We start from the raw sequence: 25,628 nt of genomic DNA on the forward strand, positions 1-25,628 counted from the left end.
GCCGGTGACGGCCTCGTCCACCTCCCCCACCGCAGCCGGTGACGGCCTCGTCCACCTCCCCCACCGCAGCCGGTGACGGCCTCGTCCACGTCGCCCACCGCGGCCGGCAGCGGCACGGCAGTCCGCGTCGCCCACCGCAGCCCCGCCGCGTCATGGCAGCGAGCGCGCCACCCGGAAGCCGACGTCCTCGATCGCGAAGGTCGGGTGGCTGCGCCGCCGCACACCGGCGCGACAGCTCCACTCCCGGTCGCTCCAGCCGCCGCCGCGCAGCACCCGGTACTCGCCGTAGACCTCGGGGTCGTAGCGCTCGAGGCACCACTCCCACACGTTGCCGAGCATGTCGTGCAGACCCCAGGCGTTGGGCGCCTTGCCGCCGACCGGCCGGACCCGGTCACCGGAGTTGTCGGCGTACCAGGCGATCTCGTCGAGCGGTGCGTACCGCGGCCCGGTGGTCCCGGCCCGGCAGGCGTGCTCCCACTCCGCCTCCCGCGGCAGCCGGTACCCGTCCCCGTGGTCGTCGACGGCCACGGTTTCGCCATCCACCGCGTAGACCGGGGCCCTTCCCTCCCGCCGCGACAGGGCGTTGCAGAAGCGCACCGCGTCGAACCACGACACCGTCTCGACGGGCAGCTCGTGGCCGGTGGCCATGCTCGGCGACTCCCCGACGACGTCGCGGTACTGCCGCTGGGTCACCGGGACCCGGCCGAGCAGGAACGGGGCGACGTCGACGCGCCACCGGGTCCTGGTCCGACGGTCGGCCAACTCGACGGTCCCGCCCGGGACGCGTACCAGGTCGAGGCCGCCCGGTCGGTCGGAGGCGGGCATACCGCGGAGCCTAGTCACCGCGGGCGCTCAGCCCGGCCCGCCGGATGCGCCGTGCCCGCGCCGTCGGGAAGTGAGCTCTCGGCGAGAAATGAGCCCTCGACGGGAGGTGGGGGCCGATGTCGCTGGGTGAGGGTCAGCGGCGGATCCGGGCGAGGACCTCCGGGCCGCGGCTGTCGAGCAGCCGACCGCCGACGGCGACGCCGGCGACGGTGAGCGCCGCGCCGAGGGCGAGCCCACCGCCGAGGGTGACCCAGGCGGCCGCGGCGCTGCCCGTGAGGGCGAGGACGAACGGCACGGCCAGCGGCGCGGCGGCGACGGCGGTCGCCGTCCCGGTCACCATCTGGGAGGCGAACAGCTGCATCCCCACCCCGGGCGGGACGGCGTTGGGGTTCTCCCCCGGCGCCGGCGCCCAGTACGGGGCGATGACGGCGGCGACCGACGAGACGCCGTACCCCGCGCCGAGCACCGCCACCCCGGTGCCGACGAGAGCGGGGACCATGTCGCCGCGGTCGGCGAGCAGCCCACCGGCGACGGCGGCCGCGACGACGAGCGGCAGCCCCCACACCGCCGAGCCCAGGACCCGGCCCGCCCGGTCCACCCGGCCCGGGACGTGGGCGGCGAGGTGGAGCCACCACGGGTCGGCGTCGTAGGCGAGGTCGTTGTGCAGGCCCCAGCCGAGGAAGAAGGCGATGACCGGCGCGAGCCCGAGCGCCCACATCTCCAGGCTCATGAACCCGGCGAGGACGAGCACGAGCCCGAGCAGCGGGAGGACGACGACCATGACGACGCTGAGCGCGTACCGGGGGTCGCGCCGCCAGTAGGTCAGGCAGCGCTGCGCGACCGCTCCCGTCGGGCCGGGGAGCCAGGTGAGCAGCCCGCGCCGTCCGCTCGTCGTCGCCCGCCCGCTCACCGGGGGCCGCACGAGCTGGCGGTCGAGCAGTGCACCCCACACGCGCATGAGCAGCGGCAGCAGCGCGGCGCCGAGCAGGAGCTTGCCGACCGCGGCCACGGTGGAGCCGCTCGCGGCGTCCCACGGCGCCGACCACGCCCACCCGAGCGGGGTCCATCCGAGGACCCGGGCGACGGGGCGCAGGGTCTCGACGCCGAGGTGGAAAGCCCCGTTCGTCAGCATGAGCGGGAGCAGGGAGGCGACGGTGACGACGAGCAGACCGACGCTGACGAGCAGCTCCCGCGAGCGCCGTCCACCCTGGAGCACGGCGAGGACGGTGCCGGCGGCCCGGCCTCCGACGAGGCAGGTGAGCAGGCCGACGATGCCGCCGAGCAGGGCGACGACGGCGCTGATCACGTCGCGCGACCAGACCACGGTGGTGCCGAGCGCCGCCACCGCGGTGACCACGGCCGGTACGCCGACCAGACCGCCGAGCAGGAGACCGGTGAGGAGCCGGCGGCGCGGCACGGCGAAGGTGACGAAACGGGCGGGGTCGAGGGTCTGGTCCCCGCCGATGCTGCCGAGCGGGGAGAGCAGCCAGCCGACGACGAGGCCCGCCCCGAGCACGGTGACCCAGGTGCCGGCGTCGTCCACCGTGAGCGTGCGCAGGTAGGCGAACCCGACGACGACCAACGCGAGGAGGAGGACCCCGCCGAGCACGGACGCGACGAGCCCGAGGACCTGGCCGATGCTGCCACGGAGCTGGTTGCGCAGGAGGGTGAGCTTGAGCCGGACTAGGTGTGCAGCCACTCCAGCCCCTCCACCTCGTCGCGGGCGCCGCCGACGAGCTCGACGAAGCGGTCCTGCAGGCTGCGTCCGGCGCGCACCGCGTCCAGCGTCCCGGCCGCGCGGACCTGCCCGTCGGCCATGACGGCGACATGGTCGCACAGACCCTCGACCAGCTCCATGACGTGGCTGGAAAGGACGACGGTGCCGCCGTTGTCGACGAAGGTGCGCAGGATGCGCCGGATGGTCATGCCGGAGACTGGGTCGACGGCCTCGAACGGCTCGTCGAGCACGAGCACGGGCGGCGCGTGGACGAGGGCGGTGGCCAGCGCGATCTTCTTCGTCATCCCGGCGGAGTAGTCGACGACGAGGACGTCGGCCGCGTCGGCGAGGTCGAGCGCGGCGAGCAGGGCGGCACGCCGCTCGGCGACGACCGCCGGGTCCATGCCGCGCAGCACACCCGCGTAGTGGATGAGCTCGGCGCCGGAGAGCCGGTCGAAGAGCTTCATCCCGTCGGGCAGGATGCCGAGCTTGCGTTTGCCGGCGACCGGGTCGGCCCACAGGTCGGTGCCCTGGACGTACACCTGCCCGGCGTCGGGGCGCAGCAGGCCGGTCGCCATGGACAGCAGCGTCGTCTTGCCGGCGCCGTTCGGTCCGACCAGTCCGAAGAAGGACCCCGCCGGGACGTCGAGGTCGACGCCCGCGACGGCCACCTTGGGCCCGAAGTGCTTCACCATGCCGCGCAGCGCCAGGGCGGGCGGCCTCGTCGTCTCCACCCGTCCATCGTAGGTGCCCGCCCGATGACTTCCGGCCGACGCGGCGGTCGGAAGCAGTGAACCGTCCGACCACGAGACAACGGAGCGACCATGACCCAGACCGCGCTGGAGACCCGGACCCTCGACGTCCCGGGCGCCACCCTGACCTACGACGTCCGCGGCCCGCTGCCGACGGCGGACGGTGCACCGCCGCTCCTCATGGTCGGCCAGCCGATGGACGCCACCGGGTTCGGCACGCTGGCCTCCTTCTTCCCCGACCGCACCGTGGTGACCTACGACCCGCGCGGACTCGGGCGCAGCGTGCGGCACGACGGCGTGCAGACCCAGACCCCGGAGCAGCAGGCCGACGACCTCCACCGGCTCATCGGCGCCCTCGGCGTGGGTCCGGTGGACCTGCTCGGCAGCAGCGGCGGGGCGGTGACGGCGCTGTGCCTCGTCGCGACGCACCCCGCCGACGTGCGCCTCCTCGTCGCGCACGAGCCGCCGCTCCGGGCGATCCTCCCGGACGCGGAGCGGGCCACGGCGGCGTGGCGGCGCGTGCAGGAGACGTATGCCGAGCGCGGCTGGGGCTGGGGGATGGCCGGGTTCATCGCCCTGACGTCGTGGCAGGGCGAGATCCCCGCCGACTTCGGCACGGTGCCCACCGACCCCGCGGCCTTCGGGCTGCCCACGGACGACGACGGCTCCCGCGACGACCCGCTGCTCTCCGGCGTCGCGGAGGCCATCACCGCATACCGGCCCGACGTCGCGGCGCTCACCGCGGCACCGACCCGGGTGGTCGTGGCCGCCGGCATCGAGAGCAAGGGGACGATGACCTGGCGCACGAGCGAGGCGCTCGCCGCACAGCTCGGGCAGGAGCTCGTCGTCTTCCCGAGCAACCACGGCGGGTTCCTCGGTGGTGAGTTCGGGCAGATTGGGCAGCCGGAGGCGTTCGCTGCCCGGCTCCGGGAGGTCCTCGCCACCGGCTGACCGGGCCACGACGGTCGGGGCGTCCTCCCGTGCCGGCCGCACCGAGGCGGCCCCCGAGACCGTCCCCGTGAAACGCGACGAGGCCGCCTCCCGTGCGGGAGGCGGCCTCGGCAGAAGTGGAGATGGCGGGAATCGAACCCGCGTCCGACGGCGTGGAACCAGAGCTTCTCCGGGTGCAGTCTGCTGCGATTTTCTCGGCCCCAGCGATCACGCAGACAAGTCGCTGACGGGCTCAGTCACCTGGGAGTCCCCGCAGCCCCGGTGACGAGGGCTGCGAGCAGTGGCTCTCTAGCTGACGCCAGGATCCGGGTCGAGAGCTAGCCCGGGCTGACGGACTTCGCGGCTCGCTCAGGCGGCGAGGGCGAAGTCGGTGCGCTTGGAATCGGCACCTATTGGTTTGCAGAGGGCGTTGACGAGATGACTCTGCGTCCTCGACCCGCTTCCTCTGGAACGACGACCGTCGTCGAAACCGATCATCCCCATGTTCAGTTGACAAGCTCACCGGCCGGGGCCGGCTCCTCCATCATACGTGCTCAACCAGGCACCGTGGGCGTCTATTCCGCCACACCCAGCTCGGCGTCGACGAGCGGCTTGACCCGGGTGCCGAGGAGCTCGATGGCGCGCAGCGACTCCCGCTGCGGCACTCCCGAGTAGTCCATCTGGAGGTGCTGGCGGTCGTGGCCGAGCGTCTCGTGCAGGGTGAGGATCTTGTCCGCCACGTACTCCGGGGAGCCGACGAAGAAGGCGCCGTGCCGGCCGGACTGCGCCTCGAAGGAGATCCGGTTGGGTGGGGCGAAGCCGCGTTCGGCGGCGATCCGGGAGGCCGCCGCCAGGTGGTAGGGGTAGAAGAAGTCGCGGGCCTCGGTGTCGTCCTCGGCGAGGAAGCCGTGGACGGAGATGGTCACCTGCCCCGGTCCGGGGTGGCCTGCCTCGCGTCGTGCCTCGCGGTAGTACTCCACCAGCGGGGCGAAACGGCGCGGCTCTCCCCCGATGACGGCGAAGTTGACCGGCAGCCCGAGCCGGCCGGCACGCACCGCCGAGGCCGGTGACCCGCCGGTGGCGATCTCGATCCGCAGGTGCGGCCCGATGTCCGGCTTGTCGACGGGGCGCGGGAGTACGACGGCGTCCCGCAGCGGGGGCCGGAAGCGGCCCGACCACGTGATCGGGTGCTCGGCGTCGAGCCGCAGCAGCAGCTCGAGCTTCTCCTCGAAGAGGTCGTCGTAGTCCTCCAGGTTCGCGCCGAAGAGCGGGAAGGACTCGATGAACGAGCCGCGGCCGGCGCCGAGCTCGACCCGGCCCTCGGAGAGCTGGTCCATGGTGGCGAACTGCTGGAAGACGCGCACCGGGTCCTCGGTGGACAGCACGGTGACGGCGGAGCCGACGTGGATGCGCCGGGTCTGGGCGAGCGCGGCAGCGATGGCGGTGGCCGGCGAGGAGATGGCGTAGTCGGGCCGGTGGTGCTCACCGATGCCCGCGTAGTCGAGCCCGACCTCCTCGGCGAGCCGGACCCGCTCGAGGATCTCGCGGATCCGCTGCCCCGGGCCGACCGGCTCGGCGCCGGGGCGTAGGTCGAGGTCGCCGAAGGTGTAGAACCCGAGCCGCATCGTCGTCCCCGTCGCTGCGTCGCGCCCGGGACTACTTCTGCTTGGAGGTCAGCGCGTCGAGGACGAGCCCGAGCCCGATGCCGAGGAGGAAGACGTCCTTGGCCAGGCCGGTGCCCTCGGCGGTGGGCCGGAAGCCGTCGTCCTCCGTCATCCCCGGCGTGTTGAGGTACATCCGCACGAGTCCGGCGGAGAACGCCGTCAACCCCAGCCCGGCCAGCCACGACGGCACGAACGGCAGGAGCAGCGCCGCGCCCAGCGCGGTCTCCCCGGTGGAGAGCAGCTTGGCGAAGTCGCGCGCGGACATCTCCTTCAGCTGCGGCAGGGCGTGGGCGGCCATCGCCTGCATCCCGGCCGCCGCCTCGTCGTCGACGCCGCGCTTGTTCAGCCCGGAGTTGAGGATGTACACGCCCGCGGCGAGCCGGGGCGGCACGTGACGGAGCTTGATCGGCAGACCCATGGTCGTCTCCCCCTTGGCGTGGATCGGTGGCTGTGCCCCCAACCTAGCCCCGGCGCCGCGCGGCCGCCGCCGGTGCGGTCAGCGGTTGACGCGCAGGCTCATGGCGCGCTGCGCCTCGCGCTCGTCCTGCTTCTCCCGCAGGGCGTGGCGCTTGTCGTACTCCTTCTTGCCGCGGGCGAGGGCGATGAGGACCTTCGCGCGCCCCCGGATGAAGTAGAGCTCCAGCGGGACGATGGTGTAGCCCTTCTCCCGGCTCTTGCCGGCGAGCTTGTCGATCTCGGCCCGGTGCAGGAGGAGCTTGCGCTTGCGGCGCACCGCGTGGTTGGTCCACGTGCCCTGGCTGTACTCGGGGATGTGGACGCCGTGCAGCCATGCCTCCCCGCCGTCGATCTCCACCCAGCCGTCGACCAGGGAGGCGCGCCCCATGCGCAGCGACTTCACCTCGGTGCCGGTGAGCACGATGCCCGCCTCGTAGGTGTCGTCGATGTGGTAGTCGTACCGGGCCTTCTTGTTGCGGGCGACCACGCTGCGCTTGTCGGCCTCGGCCTTGGCCTTCTCGGCCGCGGTGGGCTTGCGTGGCTTGGTCGGGGACACCGGTGGGCTCCTTCGGGACGTGCTCGGCGCCGGTGGGCGCGGGATGTGCGACGTTCCAGCGTAGTCCAGCATCCGGCCCCGGTCGCCTCCTTACCCCGGGCCCTTGGGCCCAGGATCGCGTGCCGTTGCGCGGCGAGGATGGGACGCACACCACAGGAGGGGTCCGATGAGCCAGCAGGTCCTGCGGCGGACGCTGTCACGCGCAGTCGCCGAGGCGGCCGCCGCCGTCGCCCGGGTGGTCGAGCGGCCGCCGACGCCGGAGACGCTGGCCGCGGTCCACGCCGTGCGCTGGCCCGTGCACGACGCGGAGTCGCTGCGCGGGCTGGGCCTCCTCGAGGAGTCCCGCTGCTCGGCGGAGGCGGCCGAGCGCCTGGCCGCGGACCACGCGCGGCTGTTCGTCGGGCGGCCGGGCCGCCGTCCCGTCGCGCCCGCCGACGCCCCTCCCGAGGCCGAGCGGTCACTGCGGCGGTTCCGCGAGGAGGTGGCTGCGGCCGGCATCGCCCTGCCGGACGCCTCGGCACCGGCCGCCGCGCAGGTGCTCGGGACCTACGCCGCGCTCCTCACCGCGGAGGTCGCCGCACGGGACGCGGCGCGCTGGCGCCGCGAGCTCGTCGAGGACCACCTCCTCACCTGGGTGGCCCGCTGCCTGAGCCGGGTCCAGCTCGGGGCGCAGACCTTCCTCTACCAGGGGGTCGCCGTGCTCGGGCTCGCGCTGCTGCGCGCGGTGGCGTCGGCGGCTGGGCCATCGGGAGTGTGCGACGATAGGTGACCGTGAATCCGCCCGACCGGGTGGACCGAGCGAACCGGGAGTGACCATGAGCAAGCGCGGACGTAAGCGCAAGGCGCGCCGCAAGGGCACCGCCAACCACGGCAAGCGCCCCAACAGCTGATGACCGTGACGTGAAAGGGTCGGCCCTCGTGGCCGACCCTTTTGCCGTCTCAGCGGACGGTACCCCCGGCGCGCAGCACGCCGATCTGGGTGATCACCCGCAGCCGGAGCGTGCTCGGGGCGACCTCGCGGCACGAGCGACGCAGCAGCGTCCTGATCCGGGTCTCGACGTCGGTGGCCTCGCGGCAGGTCGGGCACTCGGCCAGGTGCCGGCGCAGCCGGCCGAGGTCGGACTCGTTCATCTCCGAGTCGAGGAACTCGAAGAGGTGCTCGCGCAGCTCCTCGCAGCGGCACTCCTCGAGCGGCTCGGGCATGGCGTTCTCACTCACGATGTTGCCTCAATCTTCATCCCCAGCTCCCGGGCGTGGTCGGCCAGCCGCTCCCGCAGCTGCCGCCGCCCGCGGTGGAGCCGCGACATCACGGTCCCGATCGGGGTGTCCATGATCTCGGCGATCTCCTTGTAGGCGAAGCCCTCGACGTCGGCGAGGTACACGGCGATCCGGAAGTCCTCGGGCAGCTCCATGAGGGCGTCCCGGATCTCGGAGTCCGGCAGGCGGTCCATCGCCTCCATCTCCGCGGAGCGCAGACCCCTGGAGGTGTGCGAGGCAGCGCGGTGGATCTGCCAGTCCTCCACCTGCTCGGCGTCCGACTGCTGCGGCTCGCGCTGCTTCTTCCGGTAGTTGTTGATGAAGGTGTTGGTCAGGATCCGGTACAGCCACGCCTTGAGGTTCGTGCCCGGCCGGTACTGGTGGAAGGAGGCGAACGCCTTCGTGAACGCCTCCTGGACGAGGTCCTCGGCGTCGGCCGGGTTGCGGGTCATCCGCATGGCGGCGCCGTAGAGCTGGTCGAGGTACGGCAGCGCGTCCGCCTCGAAGCGTGCAGCACGCTCCGCGTCGGTCTCGTTCTCGGGCGCGCGGTCCGGCCCTCGGTCCTCACTCATCACCCACGAGCCTAGTCCGCTGACCTCGATGTGCGCGCCGCAGGGCGGGGCCGAGGCCTCGGGCCGGTCGAGCACGGGCGTGGTCGGGGTCATGCCGCCTGTAACGCCCCACCCGCGCCGGACATTCCGCCGGGCGCCGCGAGCCACGGCCACACCGCCGGCAGCGACGTCGAGCCGCCCACACCACTCGCAGCGGCGTCGAGATTGCGGTAGCAATGGGACATGAGTCTCTCCCGCCGTCTCGCCCGCCCGCTGCTCGCCTCCTCGTTCGTCGCCACGGGTGTCGACGCGCTGCTGCACCCCGACTCCCACGTCGAGCGCTTCCGCGCGGTGGAGCCCGCGCTGGAGAAGGCCGGCCTCCCACCCGCCATCGCCTCCGACACACGCCTGCTCGTGCGGGTGAGCGGCGGGGTCACCGCGCTCGCCGGGCTCATGCTCGCCACCAACCGCAACCCGCGGTCGGCCGCCCTCACCCTGGCCGCCGTCACGGTGCCGGTGACGCTCGTCAACCACCCGTTCTGGACGGCGACGAGCAAGGAGCAGAAGAAGGAGATGCGCCGCGGGCTGCTCACCGGCGCCAGCCTCGTCGGCGGGCTCCTCATCGCCGCCCTCGACCGCGACGGCAGGCCGTCATTGGCCTGGCGGGCCGCCAACACCCGCGAGCACAAGGCCGCCCTGCGCGAGCTCAAGGCCGCCGCCAAGGAGTCACGGGCCGACCTCAAGGCGAGGCTGAGCTGACCCCGGGGCGCTCCACCGGCGACGCCGAGCCGATCCGGGGTGGTCACCGGCGCCCGCTACCCTCGGGAGCATGTCCACCCTGACCACGTCTGGAGTCGCCTGGCCGGCCCCGGTCGCCGGCGGGCCGCTCGACGCCGTCGTGCCGGTCCCCGGTTCGAAGTCGCTGACCAACCGCTACCTGCTGCTCGCGGCGATCGCCGCCGAGCCGACCCAGCTGCACCGCCCGCTGCACTCGCGTGACTCCGCTCTCATGGTCGACGCGCTGCGCGCGCTCGGGGTGCGGGTCGAGCACGTCGACGCCGACGGGCGCCCCGACCCGGAGGGGCCCGACCTCCTCATCGACCCCGCTCCGCTGCACGGCCCGGCCCGCGTCGACTGCGGCCTGGCCGGCACGGTCATGCGCTTCGTGCCCCCGCTCGCCGCACTCGCCGACGGTGCCGTGGAGTTCGACGGCGACCCGCGTGCCCGGGAGCGTCCGATGGGGGCGCTCATCGACGCGCTGCGCGACCTGGGCGCCCAGGTGGACGACGACGGCCGCGCCGCGCTGCCCTTCACCGTCCACGGCACCGGCGGGCTGCCCGGCGGCACGGTCGAGGTCGACGCGAGCGCCTCGAGCCAGTTCGTCTCGGGCCTGCTGCTCGTCGCCCCCGCCCTCGCCCGCGGTCTCGACCTGCGCCGGGTGGGGCCGATGCCCAGCCAGCCGCACGTGGCGATGACCGTCGAGGTGCTGCGCGAGCGCGGCGTCGAGGTCGAGGTCACGGCCGGCGAGGACGGCGAGCCCGGCCGCTGGCGCGTCCAGCCCGGCCCGGTGGCCGGTGGTCTGGTCCCGGTCGAGCCCGACCTGTCCAACGCCGGGCCGTTCCTCGCGGCGGCGCTCGTCGCGGGCGGGAGCGTCCGCGTCCCGGACTGGCCCACGCGCACGGCGCAGGCCGGGGACCGGCTGCGCGAGCTCCTCGTGCGGATGGGGGCCACCGTCGAGCTCGGCCCCGCCGGCCTCACCGTCACCGGCAGCGGCTCTGTCCAGCCGCTGGACGTCGACCTCCACGACGCCGGGGAGCTCACCCCGGTGGTCGCTGCGCTGTGCACGCTCGCCGACGGCCCGAGCCGCATCCGCGGCGTCGCCCACCTGCGGGGGCACGAGACGGACCGGATCGCCGCCCTGGCCACCGAGATCAACCGCCTCGGCGGTACCGCCCGGGAGACCGACGACGGCCTGGAGATCGAGCCCGGCGTGCTGCGCCCGGCCCGGCTGGAGACCTACGCCGACCACCGGATGGCCCACTTCGCCGCCGTCGTCGGGCTGCGTCTCAAGGGCACGGAGATCGTCGACGTGGCCACGACGTCCAAGACCCTGCCCGACTTCACCGGCATGTGGACGGACATGGTCGCGACGGGCGGCCGCGGCTGAGGGAGCGCGGATGAGGCGGGGACGGGACATCGGCACGGACGACGAGCGCGTCCGTGTCCGCCCGCCCAAGCGCGGCTCCCGCCCCCGCACCAAGCGCCGCCCCCGCCACGAGGACGCGGTCGAGGCGCGGGTGCTGGCCGTCGACCGCGGCCGCTACACCCTGCTCACCGCCGACGGCACCCGGCTGGTCGCGATGAAGGCCCGCGAGCTGGGCCGCGGGGCCCGCAACGCCGTCGTCGTCGGGGACCGGGTGGCGGTGGTCGGCGACACCAGCGGGCGGCCCGGCACCCTCGCCCGCATCGTGCGGGTCGAGGAGCGCCGGACGGCACTGCGCCGGTCCGCCGAGGACAGCGAGGCCGCCGGCGTCGAGCGGGTCATCGTCGCCAACGCCGACCGGATGCTCATCGTCACGGCGCTCGCCGACCCGCCGCCGCGGCCGCGGCTCGTCGACCGCTGCCTGGTGGCGGCCTACGACGCCGGGATGGAGCCGTTCCTCGTCCTCACCAAGGCCGACCTCGCTGACCCCGCCCCCTTCCTCGAGCTGTACTCCGCGCTGGACGTGCCCACGGTGACCACCGCGCTGGTCGACGGTGCGGTGCAGGGGCTGGACGCGCTGCGGGAGGTGGTCAGCGGGCACGAGTCCGTGCTCGTCGGCCACTCCGGGGTGGGCAAGTCCACGCTCATCAACGCGCTCGTGCCGGGCGCCGGCCGTGCGACGGGCGACGTCAACGTCGTCACCGGCCGCGGCCGGCACACGTCGAGCAACGCCGTCGCCCTCGAGCTGCCGGACGGCGGCTGGGTCATCGACACCCCGGGCGTGCGGTCCTTCGGGCTGGCCCACGTGGGCCCCGACGACCTCCTCGCCGCGTTCCCCGACCTCGTCGAGGTGGCCGTCGACTGCCCCCGCGGCTGCTCGCACGACGGCGAGGCCCCCGGGTGCGCCCTGGACGCGTGGGTGGCCGGCGGCGAGGGCGGGCCGCTCGCCGCCGCCCGGCTGGACTCCTTCCGCCGGCTGCTCGCCTCCCGCATCAGCGAGGTCCCGTAGCCGACCGCCGCGTGTCGGTGGCCGGCCGTAGGCTGGACGGCGAGCCGACCCAGGGAGTCACCGCCATGCTGCACGCGCACCGCTCCGAGCGCGCCGACGCGCTCGTCGCGCCGCTGGCGGCGCTCCTTGCCGAGCCGCCGGCCGACCCCTTCGCCGCGGACGTCGTGGCCGTCCCCACCCGGGGCGTCGAGCGGTGGCTGGCCCAGCGCCTGTCGCACCACCTCGGGGCCGGGCCGGACGGCGAGGCCGGCGTGTGCGCGAACGTCTCCTTCGCGTCCCCCGCGCGGCTCGTCGGCGAGGTCCTCACCGCGGTCACCGGCACCACCGAGGAGGACCCGTGGGACGTCGAGCGGCTCACCTGGCCGCTGCTCGAGGTCGTCGACGCCTGCGCCGGGGAGGCGTGGTGCGCCCCGCTGGGCCGGTACCTCGCCGCCGGCGAGCCGGAGGACCGGCGCCACGGCCGCCGGCTGGGCGCCGCCCGGCACCTGGCCCGGCTGTTCACCTCCTACGGCGCCCAGCGGCCCGACATGGTGCGTGCGTGGGCGGAGGGCCGCGACGAGGACGGCACCGGTGGCCCGTTGCCCGCCGACCTGAGCTGGCAGGCCGAGCTGTGGCGCCGGCTGCGCGCCCGGGTGGGCATCCCGAGCCCGGCGGAGCGGCTGGACGCCGCGGTCGCGCAGGTGGCGGCACGACCCGAGGCCGTCGACCTGCCCGAGCGGCTCAGCATCTTCGGCCCCACCCGGCTGCCCGAGGCCCACCTGCGGGTGCTGCACGCCCTGGCCGCCCACCGCGCGGTCCACCTGTGGCTGCCTCACCCCTCCCCCGCGCTGTGGGAGCGCGTCGCCGCCGCCGGCCCGCCCGCCTCGCCCCGTCGTCGGGGCCGGCACAGCCCGGCCCACCACCCGCTGCTCGCCTCCATGGCCCGCGACGCCACTGAGCTGCAGACCCGGCTGCTCCGACACGGCGACCTCACCGACACCCACCACCCGGCCCCCACGCGGCCGGCCACGCTGCTCGGCGCCCTCCAGGAACGCCTCGCCGCCGACTCCCCCACCGGGACCGCGCCGCACCTGCTCGCCGAGGGCGACTCCAGCGTCCAGGTGCACGCCTGCCACGGCCTGGCCCGGCAGGTGGAGGTGCTCCGCGAGGTCCTCGCCGGGCTGTTCGCGGACGACCCCACCCTCGAGCCACGCGACGTCGTCATCATGTGCCCCGACGTCGAGGCGGTCGCCCCGCTCGTGGCGGCGAGCTTCGGGCTGGCCCCCGAGGGAAGCGGCGACGTCCACCCGGGGCACACCATGCGGGTGCGGCTCGCCGACCGCGCCCCCGGGCGCACCAACCCGGTGCTCGGGCTGCTCGCCACCCTCCTGACCCTGGCGGACGACCGCGTCACCGCCTCCCAGGTGCTCGACGTCGCCGCGGTGGAACCGGTGCGGCGGCGCTTCCGCCTCTCCGACGACGACCTCGACCGCATCCGTGAGTGGTCGGCCGACACCGGGGTGCGCTGGGGCGAGGACGCCCGCCGCCGCGCCCGGTTCGAGCTGCCCCACGTGCTCCAGGGCACCTGGCAGGTGGCGCTGGACCGGCTGCTCCTCGGCGTCGCGATGGCCGAGGAGGACCACCGCTACGTCGGTCACGCGCTGCCCCTCGACGACGTCGACAGCACCGACATCGACCTCGCCGGGCGCTTCGCCGAGCTGCTCGACCGGCTCACCGCCGTGCTCACCGCGCTCGACGGCGCCCACCCGCTGGACCACTGGCTCACCACCCTGGACCGCGCCGTCACCTGGCTGACCGACACCAGCCCGTCGGAGGCATGGCAGGTGCTCCAGGCCCGCCGCATCCTGGGCGATGTCCGCACCGAGGCCGGCGGCGACCCCGCGGCGCTGCTCCGCCTGGCCGACGTCCGGGCACTGCTCGCCGACCGGCTCGCGGGGCGGCCCACCCGTGCCGGCTTCCGCACCGGCGCGCTCACCGTGTGCGCGCTGGAGCCGATGCGTGCCGTGCCCCACCGCGTCGTGTGCCTCCTCGGCATCGACGACGGCGTCTTCCCCCGCGGCACCCGGCAGGACGGCGAGGACGTCCTCCTGCGGGAGCCGTGCATCGGGGAGCGCGACCGCCGCAGCGAGGACCGCCAGCTCTTCCTCGACGCCGTCACCGCCGCGCAGGACCACCTCCTCGTCCTGTACTCCGGTGCCGGTGAGCGCACCGGCTCCCCGCGTCCGCCCGCGGTCCCGCTCGGGGAGCTGCTCGACGCCCTCGACGCCGCCGCGACCACCGCCGACGGCCGGCCGGTGCGCTCCCACGTCGTGCGCCACCACCCGCTCCAGGTGGTCGACGAGCGCAACTTCGTCCCCGGGGCGCTGGGCCGGGCCGGGCAGCCGTTCAGCTTCGACGCCGTGGCCCACCGGGCCGCGCTCGTCGCCCGCGGCGAGCGGGTCGAGCGGCCGGCGTTCCTCACCGCCCCGCTGCCGCCGCCCCCGGAGGCGGAGGTCGGCGGGGTCGTCGAGCTCAGCGACCTCGTGGCGATGCTCGAGCACCCGGTGAAGTACTTCCTGCGCAGCCGGCTCGGGCTCTCGGTCGCCGGGGAGGTCAGCGACGTGGAGGACCGGCTGCCACTCACCCTCGACAAGCTCGACGAGTGGGGCATCGGCGAGCGGTTCCTGCGGGCCCGCCTCGACGGGGTCCACCCCGACCGCGCGATGAACGCCGAGTGGCGCCGCGGCCTGGCCCCGCCGCGTGAACTCGGTCGGGCCGCCCTGGTCGCGGTCCGTGAGCGGGTGGCGCCCATCGGCGACGCCGCGCTCCAGGAGCGCCACACCGAGGCAGAGTCCGTCGACGTCCTGGTCACCCTGCCCTCGGGGACCACGCTCAGCGGCACCGTCCCCGGCGTGCACGGGGGCACGGTGCTGCGTGCCACCTACTCCCGGCTCGCGCCCAAGCACCGGCTGCGCGCCTGGGTACAGCTGCTCGCGCTCACCGCGGCCCACCCGGGCCGGGAGTGGCGCACCGCCACCGTCGGGCGCCCGCAGCACACCCGGCCCGGCGCCTCCGTCGCCCGGCTCACCGCACCCGCCCCCGCCGCGGCCCGGGAGCTGCTCGACCAGCTCCTCCACCTGCGGTCACTGGCCCAGCGCGAGCCGCTGCCGCTGCCCGTACCCGTGGCGTACCACTACGCGACCTCCCGCTTCGGGGGTGACTCCGCCGACATGGCGCTGCTCAGCGCGCGGCGCGCATGGAACGGCGACCGGTTCCTGCGGGAGGACGAGCACCACGTCATCTGCTGGGGCAGTGACGCCGAGCTCGACGACATCGTCGGTGTCCCCACCGAGGCCGAGCGCGCCTGGTACCCGGAGGACCCCACCCGGCTGGGCGTCCTCGCGCGCCGCATCTGGGAGCCGCTCCTCGCCCACGAGCAGGTGAGCCGATGACTCTCACGCACGGACACGGTCGACACCCCGCCACCGAGCTGCCCGTCTTCGACGTCTGCGGCCCGCTGCCCAGCGGCACCACCGTCCTGGAGGCAAGCGCCGGCACCGGCAAGACCTTCACCATCGCCGCCCTCGCCGCCCGGTACGTCGCCGAGCAGGGCGTGGAGCTCGGCGACCTCATGCTCGTCACCTTCGGCCGGGCCGCCACCTCCGAGCTGCGCGACCGCGTCCGCGAGCGGCTGGTCGACACCGAGCGCGCCCTGCGTGACCCGGGGGCCGCCCGGGCGAGCCGGGACGTCGTCGTCGCCCACCTCGCCGACGTCGACGACGCCGAGGTGGAGGTGCGCCGGCGTCGCCTGACCCGGGCGCTGGCGCAGTTCGACGCCGCGACCATCACCACCACCCACGGCTTCTGCCTGCAGATGCTCTCCTCGCTGGGGATGGCGGCGGACGTCGACCCGGACCTCACCTTCGTCCCGGACACCACCGACCTGCGCGAGGAGGTGGTCGACGACGTCTACCTGCGCCGCTACGCCGACTCCACCCCGCCGGAGCTCGAGGTCGGCGAGGCCCGCACCATCGCCGCCGAGGCGGTGGGTGACCACCAGGCCGCGCTGCGGCCCACCGACCCACCGCCCGGCTCCCCGCCCTGGCACCGGGTGGACTTCGCCCGGGCCGTGCGCGCGGAGGTGCAGCGCCGCAAGCGGGACCGCCGCCTCCTGGACTACGACGACCTCCTCACCCTGCTGCGCGACGCCCTGACCCACCCCGCCCACGGGGAGGAGGCCGCGCGCCGGGTGCGGGAACGCTACGCCGTCGTCCTCGTCGACGAGTTCCAGGACACCGACCCGGTGCAGTGGGAGATCCTGCGCACCGCGTTCCACGGCCACCGCACCCTCGTCCTCATCGGCGACCCGAAGCAGGCGATCTACGCCTTCCGCGGCGGCGACGTCGTCACCTACCTCCAGGCGCGGGCGGTCGCCCGGACCACGCAGACGCTGGGCCGCAACTGGCGCAGCGACGCCGCCCTCCTCACCGGGCTGCAGGCCGTGTTCCGCGGCGCCGCACTGGGCGACGACGCCATCGTCGTGCGGCCGGTGGAGGCCGCCCATACCGATCGTCGCCTGGAGGGCGGGGCGCCGGTGCGGCTCCGGCAGGTCACCCGGGAGCCGTTCCGGATGAAGGGCAGCCAGGCACCCTACGTCACCGCGGCCCGCGACCTCGTCGTCGCCGACGTCACCGCCGACATCGTCCGCCAGCTCACCAGCACCCGCGTCCGCGGCCGCGACGGGTGGCGCGACCTACGGCCGGGTGACGTCGCCGTCCTCACCCGGGTCAACCGCGACGCCGAGGCGGTGCGGGCGTCCCTCGCCGCCGCCGGCGTGCCCGCCGTCGTCTCCGGCCTCTCCAGCGTCTTCGGCACCGAGGCGGCCCGCCACTGGCTCACCCTGCTCACCGCGCTCGAGCAGCCGGGGCACGCCGGCCGCGCCGCCGCGCTGGCGCTGACCCCGTTCCTCGGATGGGACGCCGCCCGGCTCGGCACGGCCACGGACGCCGAGCGCGAGGAGCTGTCCGACACCGTGCGCCGCTGGTCCCGGCTGGTGGCCGAGCGCGGCGTCGCGGCGCTGCTGGAGTCGGTCACCGCCGAGGGGGTGGCCGAGCGGCTCATGGCCACCACCGCCGGGGAACGGGTGCTCACCGACGTCCGGCACATCGGCGAGGCGCTGCACGTGGCCGCCGTCGAGGAGTCCCTCGGGGTGGCCGCCCTCACCGACTGGCTGCGCACGCGCATCGCCGAGGCCGAGTCCGACTACGCCGAGGAGCGCAGCCGGCGGCTGGAGACCGACGCCGAGGCGGTCCAGGTCGTCACCATCCACTCCAGCAAGGGCCTGGAGTTCCCGGTGGTCTACGTGCCCTTCGGCTGGGACCGCGCCGAGGGCCGCACCCCCGCCGCCCTGCGCTACCACGACGACACCGGCACACGGCTGCTCCACGTCGGCGGCGGCGAGGACGCCGACGCCGCCGACGCCCGCCGCCGCCACCTGGAGGAGGAGCGCGGTGAGGACCTGCGACTGCTGTACGTCGCCCTCACCCGGGCGGCGCACCAGGTCGTGGCCCACTGGGTGCCCACGAAGAAGAACACCGCCGCCGGTCCGCTCAGCCGACTGCTGCTCGGCGACTTCGCCGTCGGCGCGCAGCCGCCGGAGCGGGTCGCCGTGGCCGCCGACGACGTCGTCACCGCGGCCCTCTCCCGCCTCGCCGAGCGGGCGGGTGGGCAGGCCGTGGCGGTGGAGCGGGTCACCGAGCGTCCCCCCGCCGTGACGTGGCAGCCGCGCGAGCCGGACCGGCCCGCGCTGTCCGTCGCGCACCTGCGCCGCACCCTGGACCACACCTGGCGGCGCACCTCCTACAGCGGTCTCACCGCCGCCGCCTACGCCGAGGGCGTGGGCAGCGAGCCGGAGGCCGCCGGGGTGGAGGACGAGAGCGACGTCGTCGTCCCCGCCGGCGACGGGCTCGCCCCGGCACCCCCCTCGCCGATGGCCGACCTGCCCGGCGGCACGGTGTTCGGCACCGTCGTCCACGACGTCCTGGAGCAGGTGGACACCGCCGCCCCCGACCTCGCCGCCGAGCTGCGCGCCCGCTGCCACGAGGCCGGGACCACCCGGGTCCCGGGCCTGGACCCGGACGTGCTCGCCGCCGCGCTGGAGCAGGTGCTCCTCACCCCGCTGGGGCCGCCGGCGGGTGGCGCCACGCTCGCCGACGTCTCGCCGGCGGACCGGCTCGCGGAGCTGGAGTTCGAGCTGCCGCTCGCCGGGGGCGACGCGGCCGCCCGCTCGGCGGCCACGCTCGTCGACCTCGCCGCGCTGCTGCGCCGTCACCTGCCCTCGGACGACGTCTTCGCCCCGTACGCCGACCGGCTCGCCGCCCTCGGCCCGGAGCGGCTGCACGGCTACCTCACCGGGAGCATCGACGCCGTGCTGCGCCGGGGCCGCGGCGCGGAGGCGCGGTACCTCGTCGTCGACTACAAGACCAACCGGCTCGCCCCCGCCGAGGAGCCGCTCACCCTGTGGCACTACCGCCCCGCAGCCCTGGCCGAGGCGATGATGCACTCGCACTACCCGCTCCAGCTGCTGCTCTACCTCGCCGCCCTCCACCGCTACCTGCGTTGGCGGCACCGCGGCTACGACCCCGAGCAGCACCTGGGCGGAGGCCTGTACCTCTTCGTGCGCGGCATGGCCGGCCCGGGGACCCCGGTCGAGGCGGGCGCCCCCTACGGCGTCATGGCGTGGCGACCGCCGGCGGCGCTGGTCGTGGAGCTGTCCGCCCTGCTCGACGGGAGGCGCCCGTGACCGAGACCGCCCTCACCACCGCGGTCGACGCGCGGCTGGCCCTGTCCGCCCCGCCGCTCCTCGCCCGCTTCAACACCGCCGGTGTCATCGACGCACCCGACGTCCACGTCGCCCGCCGGCTCGGTGCTCTCACCGGGGAGAGCGACGAGCGGGTCCTGCTCGCGGTGGCGCTGGCCACCCGGGCGGTCCGGGCCGGGTCGGTGTGCCTCCGACTCGACGACGCCCCCTCCCTCGCCGCCGACGCGGAGGCCGTCGCCGGGGAGGCCGCCGCCGGGGAGGCCGCCGGGCCGGCGGGCGCCGCGGCGCCGGGCATTCTGAGGACGGAGGGGGCCTCAGTGGTGACAGGGACCCTCGGCACGGCAGGCGCCTCAGCGTCACCGGAGCCCCTCGGCTCGGCAGGCGTCCAGACGGCGCCGGTGGGCCCGGGGACGGCCGCGACCGCCGCTGTCGCCGACCTGCCCTGGCCCGACCCGGACGCGTGGCGGCGAGCGGTGGAGGCCAGCCCGCTCGTCGCGGTCGGCGTGGACGGCCCGGACGACCGGCCGGTGCGCTGGGTCGGGGGGCGGCTCTACCTCGACCGGTACTGGCGCGACGAGCTGCTCGTGCGCCGCCAGGTCGACACCCGGCTCACCCGCCCGGCCCTGGCGGTGGACGCCTCCCGGCTGGCCGGGGCCCTGGAGCGGCTCTTCCCCTGCCACCCCGACGACCCCCGGGAGCACCCCGCCGACCCGCGACAGCGGCTGGCCGCGGCGGCCGCCGTCACCGGGCGGCTCACCGTCCTCACCGGCGGGCCCGGCACCGGCAAGACCACCACCGTGGCCCGGCTGTTGGCCGTGCTCCAGGACGTCGCCGGACCGCTGCGGGTCGCCCTGGCCGCACCCACCGGCAAGGCGGCCGCGCGGCTGCAGGAGGCGGTGCACGAGGTGGTGGCCCACCTGGATCCCGCCGACCGGGCACGCGTCGGACAGCCCGCTGCCTCCACCATCCACCGGCTCCTCGGCTGGCAGCCGGGCAGCACCACCCGCTTCCGGCACGGACCGGACCAACGGCTGCCGCACGACGTCGTCGTCGTGGACGAGACCTCGATGGTCTCCCTGCCCCTCATGGCCCGGCTGCTCGAGGCGCTGCGCGCCGACACCCGCCTCGTGCTCGTCGGCGACCCCGACCAGCTCGCCTCGGTGGAGGCGGGCGCGGTGCTCGGCGACCTCGTCGCCCGGCCGCCCGTCGCCCCCGCGCTGTCCCCCGCACTCGAGCCCCACCTCCCCGACGACCTCTCGGCCGAGGACCGCGACCGGCTGCGCGGCGGCGTCGTGCGGCTCACCACCGTCTACCGGCAGCGAGGGGACAGCGCAATCCTTCCCCTCGCCGCCGCGATCCGGGCGGGCGACGCCGCGGAGACGCTCCGGCTGCTCCGGGCGGGCGGCCCGTCGGTCGAGCTCGTCGAGACGGCCGACGAGCATCCCACCGCCGACGAGGTCGCCGGGGTGCGGGCCGACGCCCGCGCCGCCGGCCGGCGTCTGGTCACCGCCGCGCGGGAGGGTGACGCCGCCACGGCGCTGCGCGCACTGGACGAGCACCGGGTCATGGTCGCCCACCGGCGCGGCCCCGCCGGGGTGGCGCACTGGTCGGACCTCGTCGAGGCCTGGGTCGAGGAAGCGGCCAGCTCCGCCGGAGGCCCGGCGGGGCCGGACACCGGGCCCTGGTACCTCGGCCGGCCGCTGCTCGTCACCGCCAACGACCGTGAGACGGGCCTGTACAACGGGGACACGGGGGTGGTCGTCGCCGACGGTGAGGGCGGCGTCGTCGCGGTCTTCGGGGACCCGGACCGTCCGCTGGCCGTGCGCCCGCACCGGCTGCCGCCGGTGGAGACGGTGCACGCGATGACCATCCACCGGGGGCAGGGCAGCCAGTTCGCCCGGGTGTCGGTGGTCCTGCCGCCGGCGTCCTCCCCGTTGCTCACCCGCGAGCTGCTCTACACGGCCGTCACCCGCGCGCGCGAGCAGGTCCGGGTGGTCGGCACCGCGGACGCCGTGCGCCGGGCGGTGGAGACCCCGGTCCGGCGGGCGAGCGGGCTGCGCGACCCGCTGTAGGCCGCAGCATCGGCTCCCCTGTTCCTGCTGCGCCGCAGCGTCGCCGGCACAACTCCCGCTCCCCACCCAGCGAACCGTCGCCTCTGCACGACCCGAGGCGCGCATCCCGCAGCCGCGGTACTCCCGCCACAGCCCCCGCTGCACACGGCGGGCCGCCCCTGTCCACCGCCCCGCGGCGCGCGTCCCTCGACCGCGGCGTCGCCGCCGCTACGGTGTGGCCCATGCCCACCTCCCGTCCCCGCTACGACGACGACCTGCGCCTCGCCCACGTCATCGCCGACCAGGTCGACGCCCAGACCATGGCCCGTTTCCAGGCGCTGGACCTCAAGGTCGAGACCAAGCCCGACCTCACCCCCGTCTCCGACGCCGACCGCAGCGCCGAGGAGATCGTCCGGGCCCAGCTCGGCCGCACCCGCCCGCGCGACTCGGTGCTCGGTGAGGAGTTCGGGACCACCGGCCACTCCCCCCGGCAGTGGATCATCGACCCGATCGACGGGACGAAGAACTTCGTCCGGGGCGTGCCGGTGTGGGCGACGCTGATCGGGCTCGTCGAGGACGACGAGGTGGTCCTCGGCGTGGTGTCCGCACCCGCCCTCGGGCGCCGCTGGTGGGCCACCCTCGGTGCTGGAGCGTGGACCGGGCGGTCGCTGTCCTCCGCCCGGCGCCTCCAGGTCTCCGACGTCTCCCGCCTCGAGGACGCGTCGCTGAGCTACTCCTCCCTCGACGGGTGGGCCGAGGCGGGGCGGCTGCGCGCCTTCCTCAACCTCGCCCAGCGCTGCTGGCGCACCCGTGCCTACGGCGACTTCTGGTCCTACATGCTCGTTGCCGAGGGCGCGGTCGACCTCGCCGCCGAGCCGGAGCTCGAGACCTACGACATGGCCGCCCTCGTCCCGATCGTCACCGAGGCGGGTGGGACGTTCACCAGCCTGTACGGCGCGCCGGGTCCCTTCGGCGGCAACGCCGTCGCGACCAACGGCCACCTCCACGAGGAGACCCTGGAGATGCTCACCGCCCAGGTCGACTGACGGGCAGCGTCGATATGACCTGTACCCGTGTGACGCGCACCACTACGCTCGCTGCGACATCCGAGGAGTGGAGGCGGTCATGGTCCAGACGTCGGCGGCACCGGTCATTCTCGTCCCGGGCTTCTGGCTCGGGGCGTGGGCGTGGGACGAGGTGGCACAGCGGCTACGCGGCGCCGGCGTGGACGTCACCGCCCTGACCCTGCCCGGCTACGAGTCCCGCGACACCGACCGGTCGGGCATCACCCTCCAGGACCATGTCGACGCCATCGTCGAGGCGGTGCGAGCGGCCGGGCAGCGGGTCGTGCTCGTCGTGCACAGCGCGGCCGGGTTCGCCGGCTACGCCGCCGGCGACGTCGCCCACGACCGCATCGCCGCGATGGTGTACGTCGACACCGCCCCGGGCATCGGGCCGCTGGAGCCCGACTTCGACGCCGTCGAGCTGCCGCTCGACTGGGAGGAGATCAGCACCGAGGAGAACCTCGACGGGCTCAGCGAGGAACAGCTCGCGACGTTCCGCGAGCGGGCCGTGCCGGTGCCCGGTGGCGTCGTCCGCGGGTCCGTCCCGCTGGTGAACGACGCGCGCCGCACCATCCCGAGCACCTTCGTCTGCACGAGCTTCACCGCCGAGCAGTACCGCACGTACGCCGCCGAGGAGGCGCCCTCCTGGCTCGCCGGCATCCCCGAGCTGACCGATGCCACGTGGGTCGACCTGCCGACGAGCCACTGGCCCATGTGGTCCCGGCCCGCCGAGCTGGCCGACATCATCGGCGACGTCGCGGCGCGCCACGCCCCCGCCGAGGACACGGCCGGCTGACGAGGTGCCGGCGACCGTGGGCCGACCACGGCCGGGCCACCGCGCGGGCCGGCCGCGTCCCGGCCACCGCGGTCCGAGCCCGTCCCGGCCACCGCGGTCCGAGCCCGTCCCGGCGACCGGGCCGGTGAGCTCGGGGTCCCGCCGGCCGGCTACGGCCCGGTCGCCGCGCCGTCGTCCGCGGGGAGCATCGGCCAGTCGGGCGGCGGGTCCTCCCCCACCCGGCCGTCGATCGCCTCGCGGAGCAGGTCGAGGTGGCCGGTGTGGCGCGCGTACTCCTCGATGAGGTCGAACACGAGCCGCCGCAGGCTCACCCGTTCCCCGTCGAGCTCGTGGTGGACGAGCTGGTCGAGGCCGCCGTCCGCGAGCGCCTCCCGCAGCCGCCGGCGCGAGCGGGCGACGGCGGCCTCCCACAGCGCGGAGAGCTCCTCGGCCGACTCGTCGGGCCGGAACTGCCAGGTCATCGGGTCCTCACCCTCCGGGGCGAGGAGCCAGGTCTCGGGCGGGCGTCCGGCGAGCTTCCAGGCGAACATGTCGTCCTCGTCCACGGCGAGGTGCTTGAGCAGTCCGCCCACCGTCAGCTCGGAGGTCGGCACCGCCCGCTGCCGCAGCTGCTCGGTGCTCAGGCCGTCAGCCTTCCAGCGGAACGTCGCGCGCATCCGCTCCAGCGACCCGACGACGTGGTCCTCCTCGCTGCCCGCCAGGGGCGGTTCCCATGGTGGCACGTCCATACGGTCCCTCCTCATCGACGGTGGGACGACCGTAGCCCCGGCGCCCGGGGCCGGCCAGCCCGCGGCACGGGTGCGCAGTAGCCTCGACTACCGGGCCGCGGCGCATGGACCGCCGGCGCACACGAGGAGTGGGTGGCGATGGGGAGTGGTGCCGAGGTGGACCTGGACCAGGTGGCCGAGGACGTCGGTCGCGCCCTGCGCAAGCAGGACCTCACCGCGCTGGCCGACCTCCTCCGTCCGCTGAGTGCACCGCAGGTGGTCGTCGTCCTCGAGCGGCTCGACCTGATGGACCGTGCGGTGGTCTACCGGCTGCTGCCGAAGGGCACCGCCCTGGAGGTCTTCGAGCGGCTCGACCCCGCACTCCAGGGCGACCTCGTCCTCGGGCTGCAGGCCGAGGACGTCGCGGCCATCTTCGCCCAGCTCGAACCCGACGACCGGGTCAGCCTGCTGGACGAGCTGCCGGCGACGGTGGCGAGCCGGCTGCTGCGCGGCCTGTCGCCGGAGGAGCGTGAGCTCACCGCTGTGATCCTGGGCTACCCCGCGGGGTCGATCGGGCGTCGGATGAGCCCGGGGCACATCACCGTCCGGCCGGAGATGCCCGTCGCCGTCGCGCTGGACCGGGTGCGTGCCCGGCTGGCCGACGCCGAGACGATCTACACCCTGCCGGTCACCGACGACCAGCGGCGCCTCGTCGGGGTGGTCAGCCTGCGCGACCTCATGCGGGAGGAGCAGCGTGGGACGAGCCGGGTCGCCGACCTCATGCGCCGGCCGCACGCCGTCCCGGCCACCACCGACGCCGAGGTTGCGGCCCGGCGCTGCGCCGACCTCAAGCTGCTGGCCCTGCTCGTCGTGGACGACGAGCACCGGCTCGTCGGCATCCTCACCGTGGACGACGCGCTGCGGATCCTCGAGGAGGCCGAGAGCCGCGACCACGCCCGGCTCAGCGGGTCGGAACCGCTGCGGCGGCCCTACCTCGCGACGCCGGTGCGGGCGCTGGTGCAGGCCCGCGGTGTCTGGCTGCTCGTCCTGGCGGTCGGGGCGACGCTCACCGTCCAGGTGCTCGAGGTCTTCGAGGCCACGATCTCGCAGATGGTCGTGCTGTCGGTGTTCATCCCGCTCCTCATCGGCACGGGTGGCAACACCGGCAACCAGGCGGCGACGACGATCACGCGGGCGCTGGCGCTGGACGACGTCACGCCGCGGGACGTCGGGCGGGTGCTCGTCCGCGAGGCGCAGACCGGGGCGTGCCTCGGCCTGGGGCTCGGCGCGCTCGGCTTCGTCCTCGCCTCGCTCGCGTACAGCGTGCCGGTGGGCACCGTCATCGGCCTGACGCTGCTGACCGTCTGCACCATGGCGGCGACCGTGGGCGGGGTCATGCCGCTGGTCGCCAAGAAGCTGCGCGCCGATCCCGCGGTCTTCTCCAACCCTTTCATCACGACCTTCGTCGACGCCGCCGGCCTCGTCATCTACTTCCTCATCGCGCGCGCCGTCCTCGGCCTGTGACGACCCCGTCCTCCGCCTGTGCCCACCTCTGTCGCGCTGGATCACCGGGCGCGGACCGGGCAGGCTGGTGGCGATGACCCAGCGCAAACCGCCGGACCTGCCGATCCACACGTGGGTGGACAGACTCATCCGCGAGGCCCAGGAGCGGGGGGAGTTCGACGACCTGCCCGGTGCCGGCAAGCCGCTGCCCGGCATCGACGGCCCGCTCGAGGAGGACTGGTGGGTCAAGCAGAAGGTGCGCAGCGAGGAGCTGCCCACCGAGGTCCTGCTGCCACCGGCGCTGCAGCTGCGCCGCGAGCTCGCCGCCCTGCCGGAGACGGTCCGCCACCTGCGGGACGAGGCGGAGGTACGCGCCGCGGTGCGAGAGGTCAACCGGCGGGTCGCGGAGTACATCCGCATCCCGACCGGTCCGGTGCTCCCGGTCGCTCCTGCCGACCCCGACGCAGTCGTCGCCCGGTGGCGCGCGGAGCGGGGGCCGGCCGCACGTGAGGCGGAGGGGCCGGCGGCGGACGGGCGGGCGCCGAGCCGGCCGCGGACCGTGGCGCGGGCCGCGTCCCGTCGCCGTCGGTGGTGGTGGCCGTGGCGCCGCCCGCACCGGAAGACGATGGCGACGACGGAGGGCGTCCCGGGCGACCGGTGACCGGGACGCGCCCGGCGACCTGGAAGCCGGCACCTCGCCGGCCGCGGACCGTGGCGCCCGTCCCGTCGCCGTATGTACTCCGCGACCCGCCGGTTGACCTCTCGCACCGCGGCGCGTACCTCCGCCT

21 protein-coding genes and 1 other RNA gene are annotated in these 25,628 nt (G+C 75.3%); 12 read left to right on the forward strand and 10 right to left on the reverse strand.

The window, feature by feature from the left end:
- Positions 1–150 precede the first annotated feature (150 nt).
- The 3 genes from Q0195_RS08670 to Q0195_RS08680 all read right to left on the reverse strand — a co-directional run bounded on the left by Q0195_RS08670 (position 151) and on the right by Q0195_RS08680 (position 3,237).
- Positions 151–825: an SUMF1/EgtB/PvdO family nonheme iron enzyme gene (locus Q0195_RS08670; protein WP_299277149.1), complete on the reverse strand. Its 675-nt coding sequence runs from the start codon at positions 823–825 to the stop codon at positions 151–153.
- 133 nt (positions 826–958) lie between these two features.
- Positions 959–2,524, reverse strand: a complete 1,566-nt coding sequence (locus Q0195_RS08675; RefSeq protein WP_299277152.1) for a hypothetical protein — start codon at positions 2,522–2,524, stop codon at positions 959–961.
- Positions 2,509–3,237: an ATP-binding cassette domain-containing protein gene (locus Q0195_RS08680; RefSeq protein WP_299277203.1), complete on the reverse strand. Its 729-nt coding sequence runs from the start codon at positions 3,235–3,237 to the stop codon at positions 2,509–2,511. The genes Q0195_RS08675 and Q0195_RS08680 overlap by 16 nt, the downstream gene beginning before the upstream one ends.
- Before the next feature lie 129 nt (positions 3,238–3,366).
- Between Q0195_RS08680 and Q0195_RS08685 the strand changes: the two genes are divergently transcribed.
- Positions 3,367–4,245 (forward strand): alpha/beta hydrolase, encoded by an 879-nt coding sequence (locus Q0195_RS08685; RefSeq protein ID WP_299277155.1) that lies wholly within the window; start codon positions 3,367–3,369, stop codon positions 4,243–4,245.
- Positions 4,246–4,359: 114 nt separating this feature from the next.
- On the opposite strand, the gene ssrA is transcribed toward Q0195_RS08685, so the two are convergent.
- The 4 genes from ssrA to smpB all read right to left on the reverse strand — a co-directional run bounded on the left by ssrA (position 4,360) and on the right by smpB (position 6,900).
- Positions 4,360–4,726, reverse strand: a transfer-messenger RNA (tmRNA) gene (gene ssrA, locus Q0195_RS08690).
- A gap of 73 nt (positions 4,727–4,799) precedes the next feature.
- The gene (locus tag Q0195_RS08695) at positions 4,800–5,849 is read right to left on the reverse strand and encodes an LLM class flavin-dependent oxidoreductase (protein ID WP_299277158.1); all 1,050 of its coding nucleotides are present in this window, start codon (positions 5,847–5,849) and stop codon (positions 4,800–4,802) included.
- Positions 5,850–5,880: 31 nt separating this feature from the next.
- Positions 5,881–6,306, reverse strand: coding sequence for a hypothetical protein (locus tag Q0195_RS08700; RefSeq protein ID WP_299277160.1), 426 nt, complete (start codon positions 6,304–6,306; stop codon positions 5,881–5,883).
- Positions 6,307–6,384: 78 nt separating this feature from the next.
- Complete coding sequence (smpB, locus tag Q0195_RS08705) at positions 6,385–6,900, reverse strand: SsrA-binding protein SmpB (protein WP_299277162.1); 516 nt, start codon at positions 6,898–6,900, stop codon at positions 6,385–6,387.
- 166 nt (positions 6,901–7,066) lie between these two features.
- On the opposite strand from smpB, the gene Q0195_RS08710 reads away from it, so the two are divergent.
- On the forward strand, positions 7,067–7,669 hold the full coding sequence (locus Q0195_RS08710; protein ID WP_299277164.1) for a molecular chaperone TorD family protein: 603 nt from the start codon (positions 7,067–7,069) through the stop codon (positions 7,667–7,669).
- Between the two features lie 170 nt (positions 7,670–7,839).
- On the opposite strand, the gene rsrA is transcribed toward Q0195_RS08710, so the two are convergent.
- Together rsrA and Q0195_RS08720 are read right to left on the reverse strand one after the other, a co-directional pair.
- Positions 7,840–8,118 carry a mycothiol system anti-sigma-R factor gene (rsrA, locus tag Q0195_RS08715; RefSeq protein ID WP_299277167.1) on the reverse strand — a complete coding sequence of 93 codons (279 nt, stop codon included), beginning with the start codon at positions 8,116–8,118 and terminating at the stop codon, positions 7,840–7,842.
- Positions 8,115–8,729, reverse strand: a complete 615-nt coding sequence (locus Q0195_RS08720) for a sigma-70 family RNA polymerase sigma factor (protein WP_299277168.1) — start codon at positions 8,727–8,729, stop codon at positions 8,115–8,117. Before Q0195_RS08720 ends, rsrA begins: the two co-directional genes overlap by 4 nt.
- 222 nt (positions 8,730–8,951) lie before the next feature.
- On the opposite strand from Q0195_RS08720, the gene Q0195_RS08725 reads away from it, so the two are divergent.
- The 8 genes from Q0195_RS08725 (at position 8,952) to Q0195_RS08760 (ending at position 22,630) form a co-directional block, all read left to right on the forward strand.
- Positions 8,952–9,467: a DoxX family protein gene (locus Q0195_RS08725; protein ID WP_299277171.1), complete on the forward strand. Its 516-nt coding sequence runs from the start codon at positions 8,952–8,954 to the stop codon at positions 9,465–9,467.
- A 70-nt stretch (positions 9,468–9,537) separates the two neighbouring features.
- A complete protein-coding gene (gene aroA, locus Q0195_RS08730; protein ID WP_299277174.1) occupies positions 9,538–10,875 on the forward strand; it encodes a 3-phosphoshikimate 1-carboxyvinyltransferase in 1,338 nt (445 codons plus the stop codon).
- Between the two features lie 10 nt (positions 10,876–10,885).
- Complete coding sequence (gene rsgA, locus Q0195_RS08735) at positions 10,886–11,920, forward strand: ribosome small subunit-dependent GTPase A (RefSeq protein ID WP_299277177.1); 1,035 nt, start codon at positions 10,886–10,888, stop codon at positions 11,918–11,920.
- A 65-nt stretch (positions 11,921–11,985) separates the two neighbouring features.
- Positions 11,986–15,351 (forward strand): exodeoxyribonuclease V subunit gamma, encoded by a 3,366-nt coding sequence (gene recC, locus Q0195_RS08740; protein WP_299277180.1) that lies wholly within the window; start codon positions 11,986–11,988, stop codon positions 15,349–15,351.
- Positions 15,348–18,701 (forward strand): UvrD-helicase domain-containing protein, encoded by a 3,354-nt coding sequence (locus Q0195_RS08745; RefSeq protein WP_299277183.1) that lies wholly within the window; start codon positions 15,348–15,350, stop codon positions 18,699–18,701. The genes recC and Q0195_RS08745 overlap by 4 nt, the downstream gene beginning before the upstream one ends.
- Complete coding sequence (gene recD, locus Q0195_RS08750) at positions 18,698–20,791, forward strand: exodeoxyribonuclease V subunit alpha (RefSeq protein ID WP_299277186.1); 2,094 nt, start codon at positions 18,698–18,700, stop codon at positions 20,789–20,791. The genes Q0195_RS08745 and recD overlap by 4 nt, the downstream gene beginning before the upstream one ends.
- Positions 20,792–21,012: 221 nt before the next feature.
- A complete protein-coding gene (gene hisN, locus Q0195_RS08755) occupies positions 21,013–21,816 on the forward strand; it encodes a histidinol-phosphatase (protein ID WP_299277189.1) in 804 nt (267 codons plus the stop codon).
- Positions 21,817–21,895: 79 nt separating this feature from the next.
- Positions 21,896–22,630: an alpha/beta hydrolase gene (locus tag Q0195_RS08760; protein WP_299277191.1), complete on the forward strand. Its 735-nt coding sequence runs from the start codon at positions 21,896–21,898 to the stop codon at positions 22,628–22,630.
- A 149-nt stretch (positions 22,631–22,779) separates the two neighbouring features.
- On the opposite strand, the gene Q0195_RS08765 is transcribed toward Q0195_RS08760, so the two are convergent.
- Entirely contained in the window at positions 22,780–23,358 is a 579-nt protein-coding gene (locus Q0195_RS08765; RefSeq protein ID WP_299277194.1) for a DUF664 domain-containing protein, read from the reverse strand.
- Positions 23,359–23,496: 138 nt separating this feature from the next.
- Here Q0195_RS08765 and mgtE point away from each other — a divergent pair, with 138 nt between their 5' ends.
- Both mgtE and Q0195_RS08775 read left to right on the forward strand, forming a co-directional pair.
- Positions 23,497–24,861: a magnesium transporter gene (mgtE, locus tag Q0195_RS08770; RefSeq protein ID WP_299277197.1), complete on the forward strand. Its 1,365-nt coding sequence runs from the start codon at positions 23,497–23,499 to the stop codon at positions 24,859–24,861.
- Positions 24,862–24,934: 73 nt separating this feature from the next.
- On the forward strand, positions 24,935–25,501 hold the full coding sequence (locus Q0195_RS08775) for a DUF1992 domain-containing protein (protein WP_299277200.1): 567 nt from the start codon (positions 24,935–24,937) through the stop codon (positions 25,499–25,501).
- Positions 25,502–25,628 lie beyond the last annotated feature (127 nt).

It is taken from the genome of uncultured Georgenia sp. (genome assembly GCF_937958535.1).
Lineage (GTDB): Bacteria > Actinomycetota > Actinomycetes > Actinomycetales > Actinomycetaceae > Oceanitalea.

Bases quoted from the DNA above. Each gene is read 5' to 3' on its own strand.
- Q0195_RS08695 (WP_299277158.1), bottom strand. From the start codon at position 5,849: ATGCGGCTCGGGTTCTACACCTTCGGCGACCTCGACCTACGCCCCGGC.
- rsgA (WP_299277177.1), top strand. From the start codon at position 10,886: ATGAGGCGGGGACGGGACATCGGCACGGACGACGAGCGCGTCCGTGTC.
- Q0195_RS08680 (WP_299277203.1), bottom strand. From the start codon at position 3,237: ATGGTGAAGCACTTCGGGCCCAAGGTGGCCGTCGCGGGCGTCGACCTC.
- Q0195_RS08685 (WP_299277155.1), top strand. From the start codon at position 3,367: ATGACCCAGACCGCGCTGGAGACCCGGACCCTCGACGTCCCGGGCGCC.
- Q0195_RS08745 (WP_299277183.1), top strand. From the start codon at position 15,348: ATGACTCTCACGCACGGACACGGTCGACACCCCGCCACCGAGCTGCCC.
- mgtE (WP_299277197.1), top strand. From the start codon at position 23,497: ATGGGGAGTGGTGCCGAGGTGGACCTGGACCAGGTGGCCGAGGACGTC.
- Q0195_RS08725 (WP_299277171.1), top strand. From the start codon at position 8,952: ATGAGTCTCTCCCGCCGTCTCGCCCGCCCGCTGCTCGCCTCCTCGTTC.
- Q0195_RS08765 (WP_299277194.1), bottom strand. From the start codon at position 23,358: ATGGACGTGCCACCATGGGAACCGCCCCTGGCGGGCAGCGAGGAGGAC.
- aroA (WP_299277174.1), top strand. From the start codon at position 9,538: ATGTCCACCCTGACCACGTCTGGAGTCGCCTGGCCGGCCCCGGTCGCC.
- Q0195_RS08670 (WP_299277149.1), bottom strand. From the start codon at position 825: ATGCCCGCCTCCGACCGACCGGGCGGCCTCGACCTGGTACGCGTCCCG.
- Q0195_RS08775 (WP_299277200.1), top strand. From the start codon at position 24,935: ATGACCCAGCGCAAACCGCCGGACCTGCCGATCCACACGTGGGTGGAC.
- Q0195_RS08700 (WP_299277160.1), bottom strand. From the start codon at position 6,306: ATGGGTCTGCCGATCAAGCTCCGTCACGTGCCGCCCCGGCTCGCCGCG.
- Q0195_RS08710 (WP_299277164.1), top strand. From the start codon at position 7,067: ATGAGCCAGCAGGTCCTGCGGCGGACGCTGTCACGCGCAGTCGCCGAG.
- Q0195_RS08760 (WP_299277191.1), top strand. From the start codon at position 21,896: ATGGTCCAGACGTCGGCGGCACCGGTCATTCTCGTCCCGGGCTTCTGG.
- recC (WP_299277180.1), top strand. From the start codon at position 11,986: ATGCTGCACGCGCACCGCTCCGAGCGCGCCGACGCGCTCGTCGCGCCG.
- hisN (WP_299277189.1), top strand. From the start codon at position 21,013: ATGCCCACCTCCCGTCCCCGCTACGACGACGACCTGCGCCTCGCCCAC.
- Q0195_RS08720 (WP_299277168.1), bottom strand. From the start codon at position 8,729: ATGAGTGAGGACCGAGGGCCGGACCGCGCGCCCGAGAACGAGACCGAC.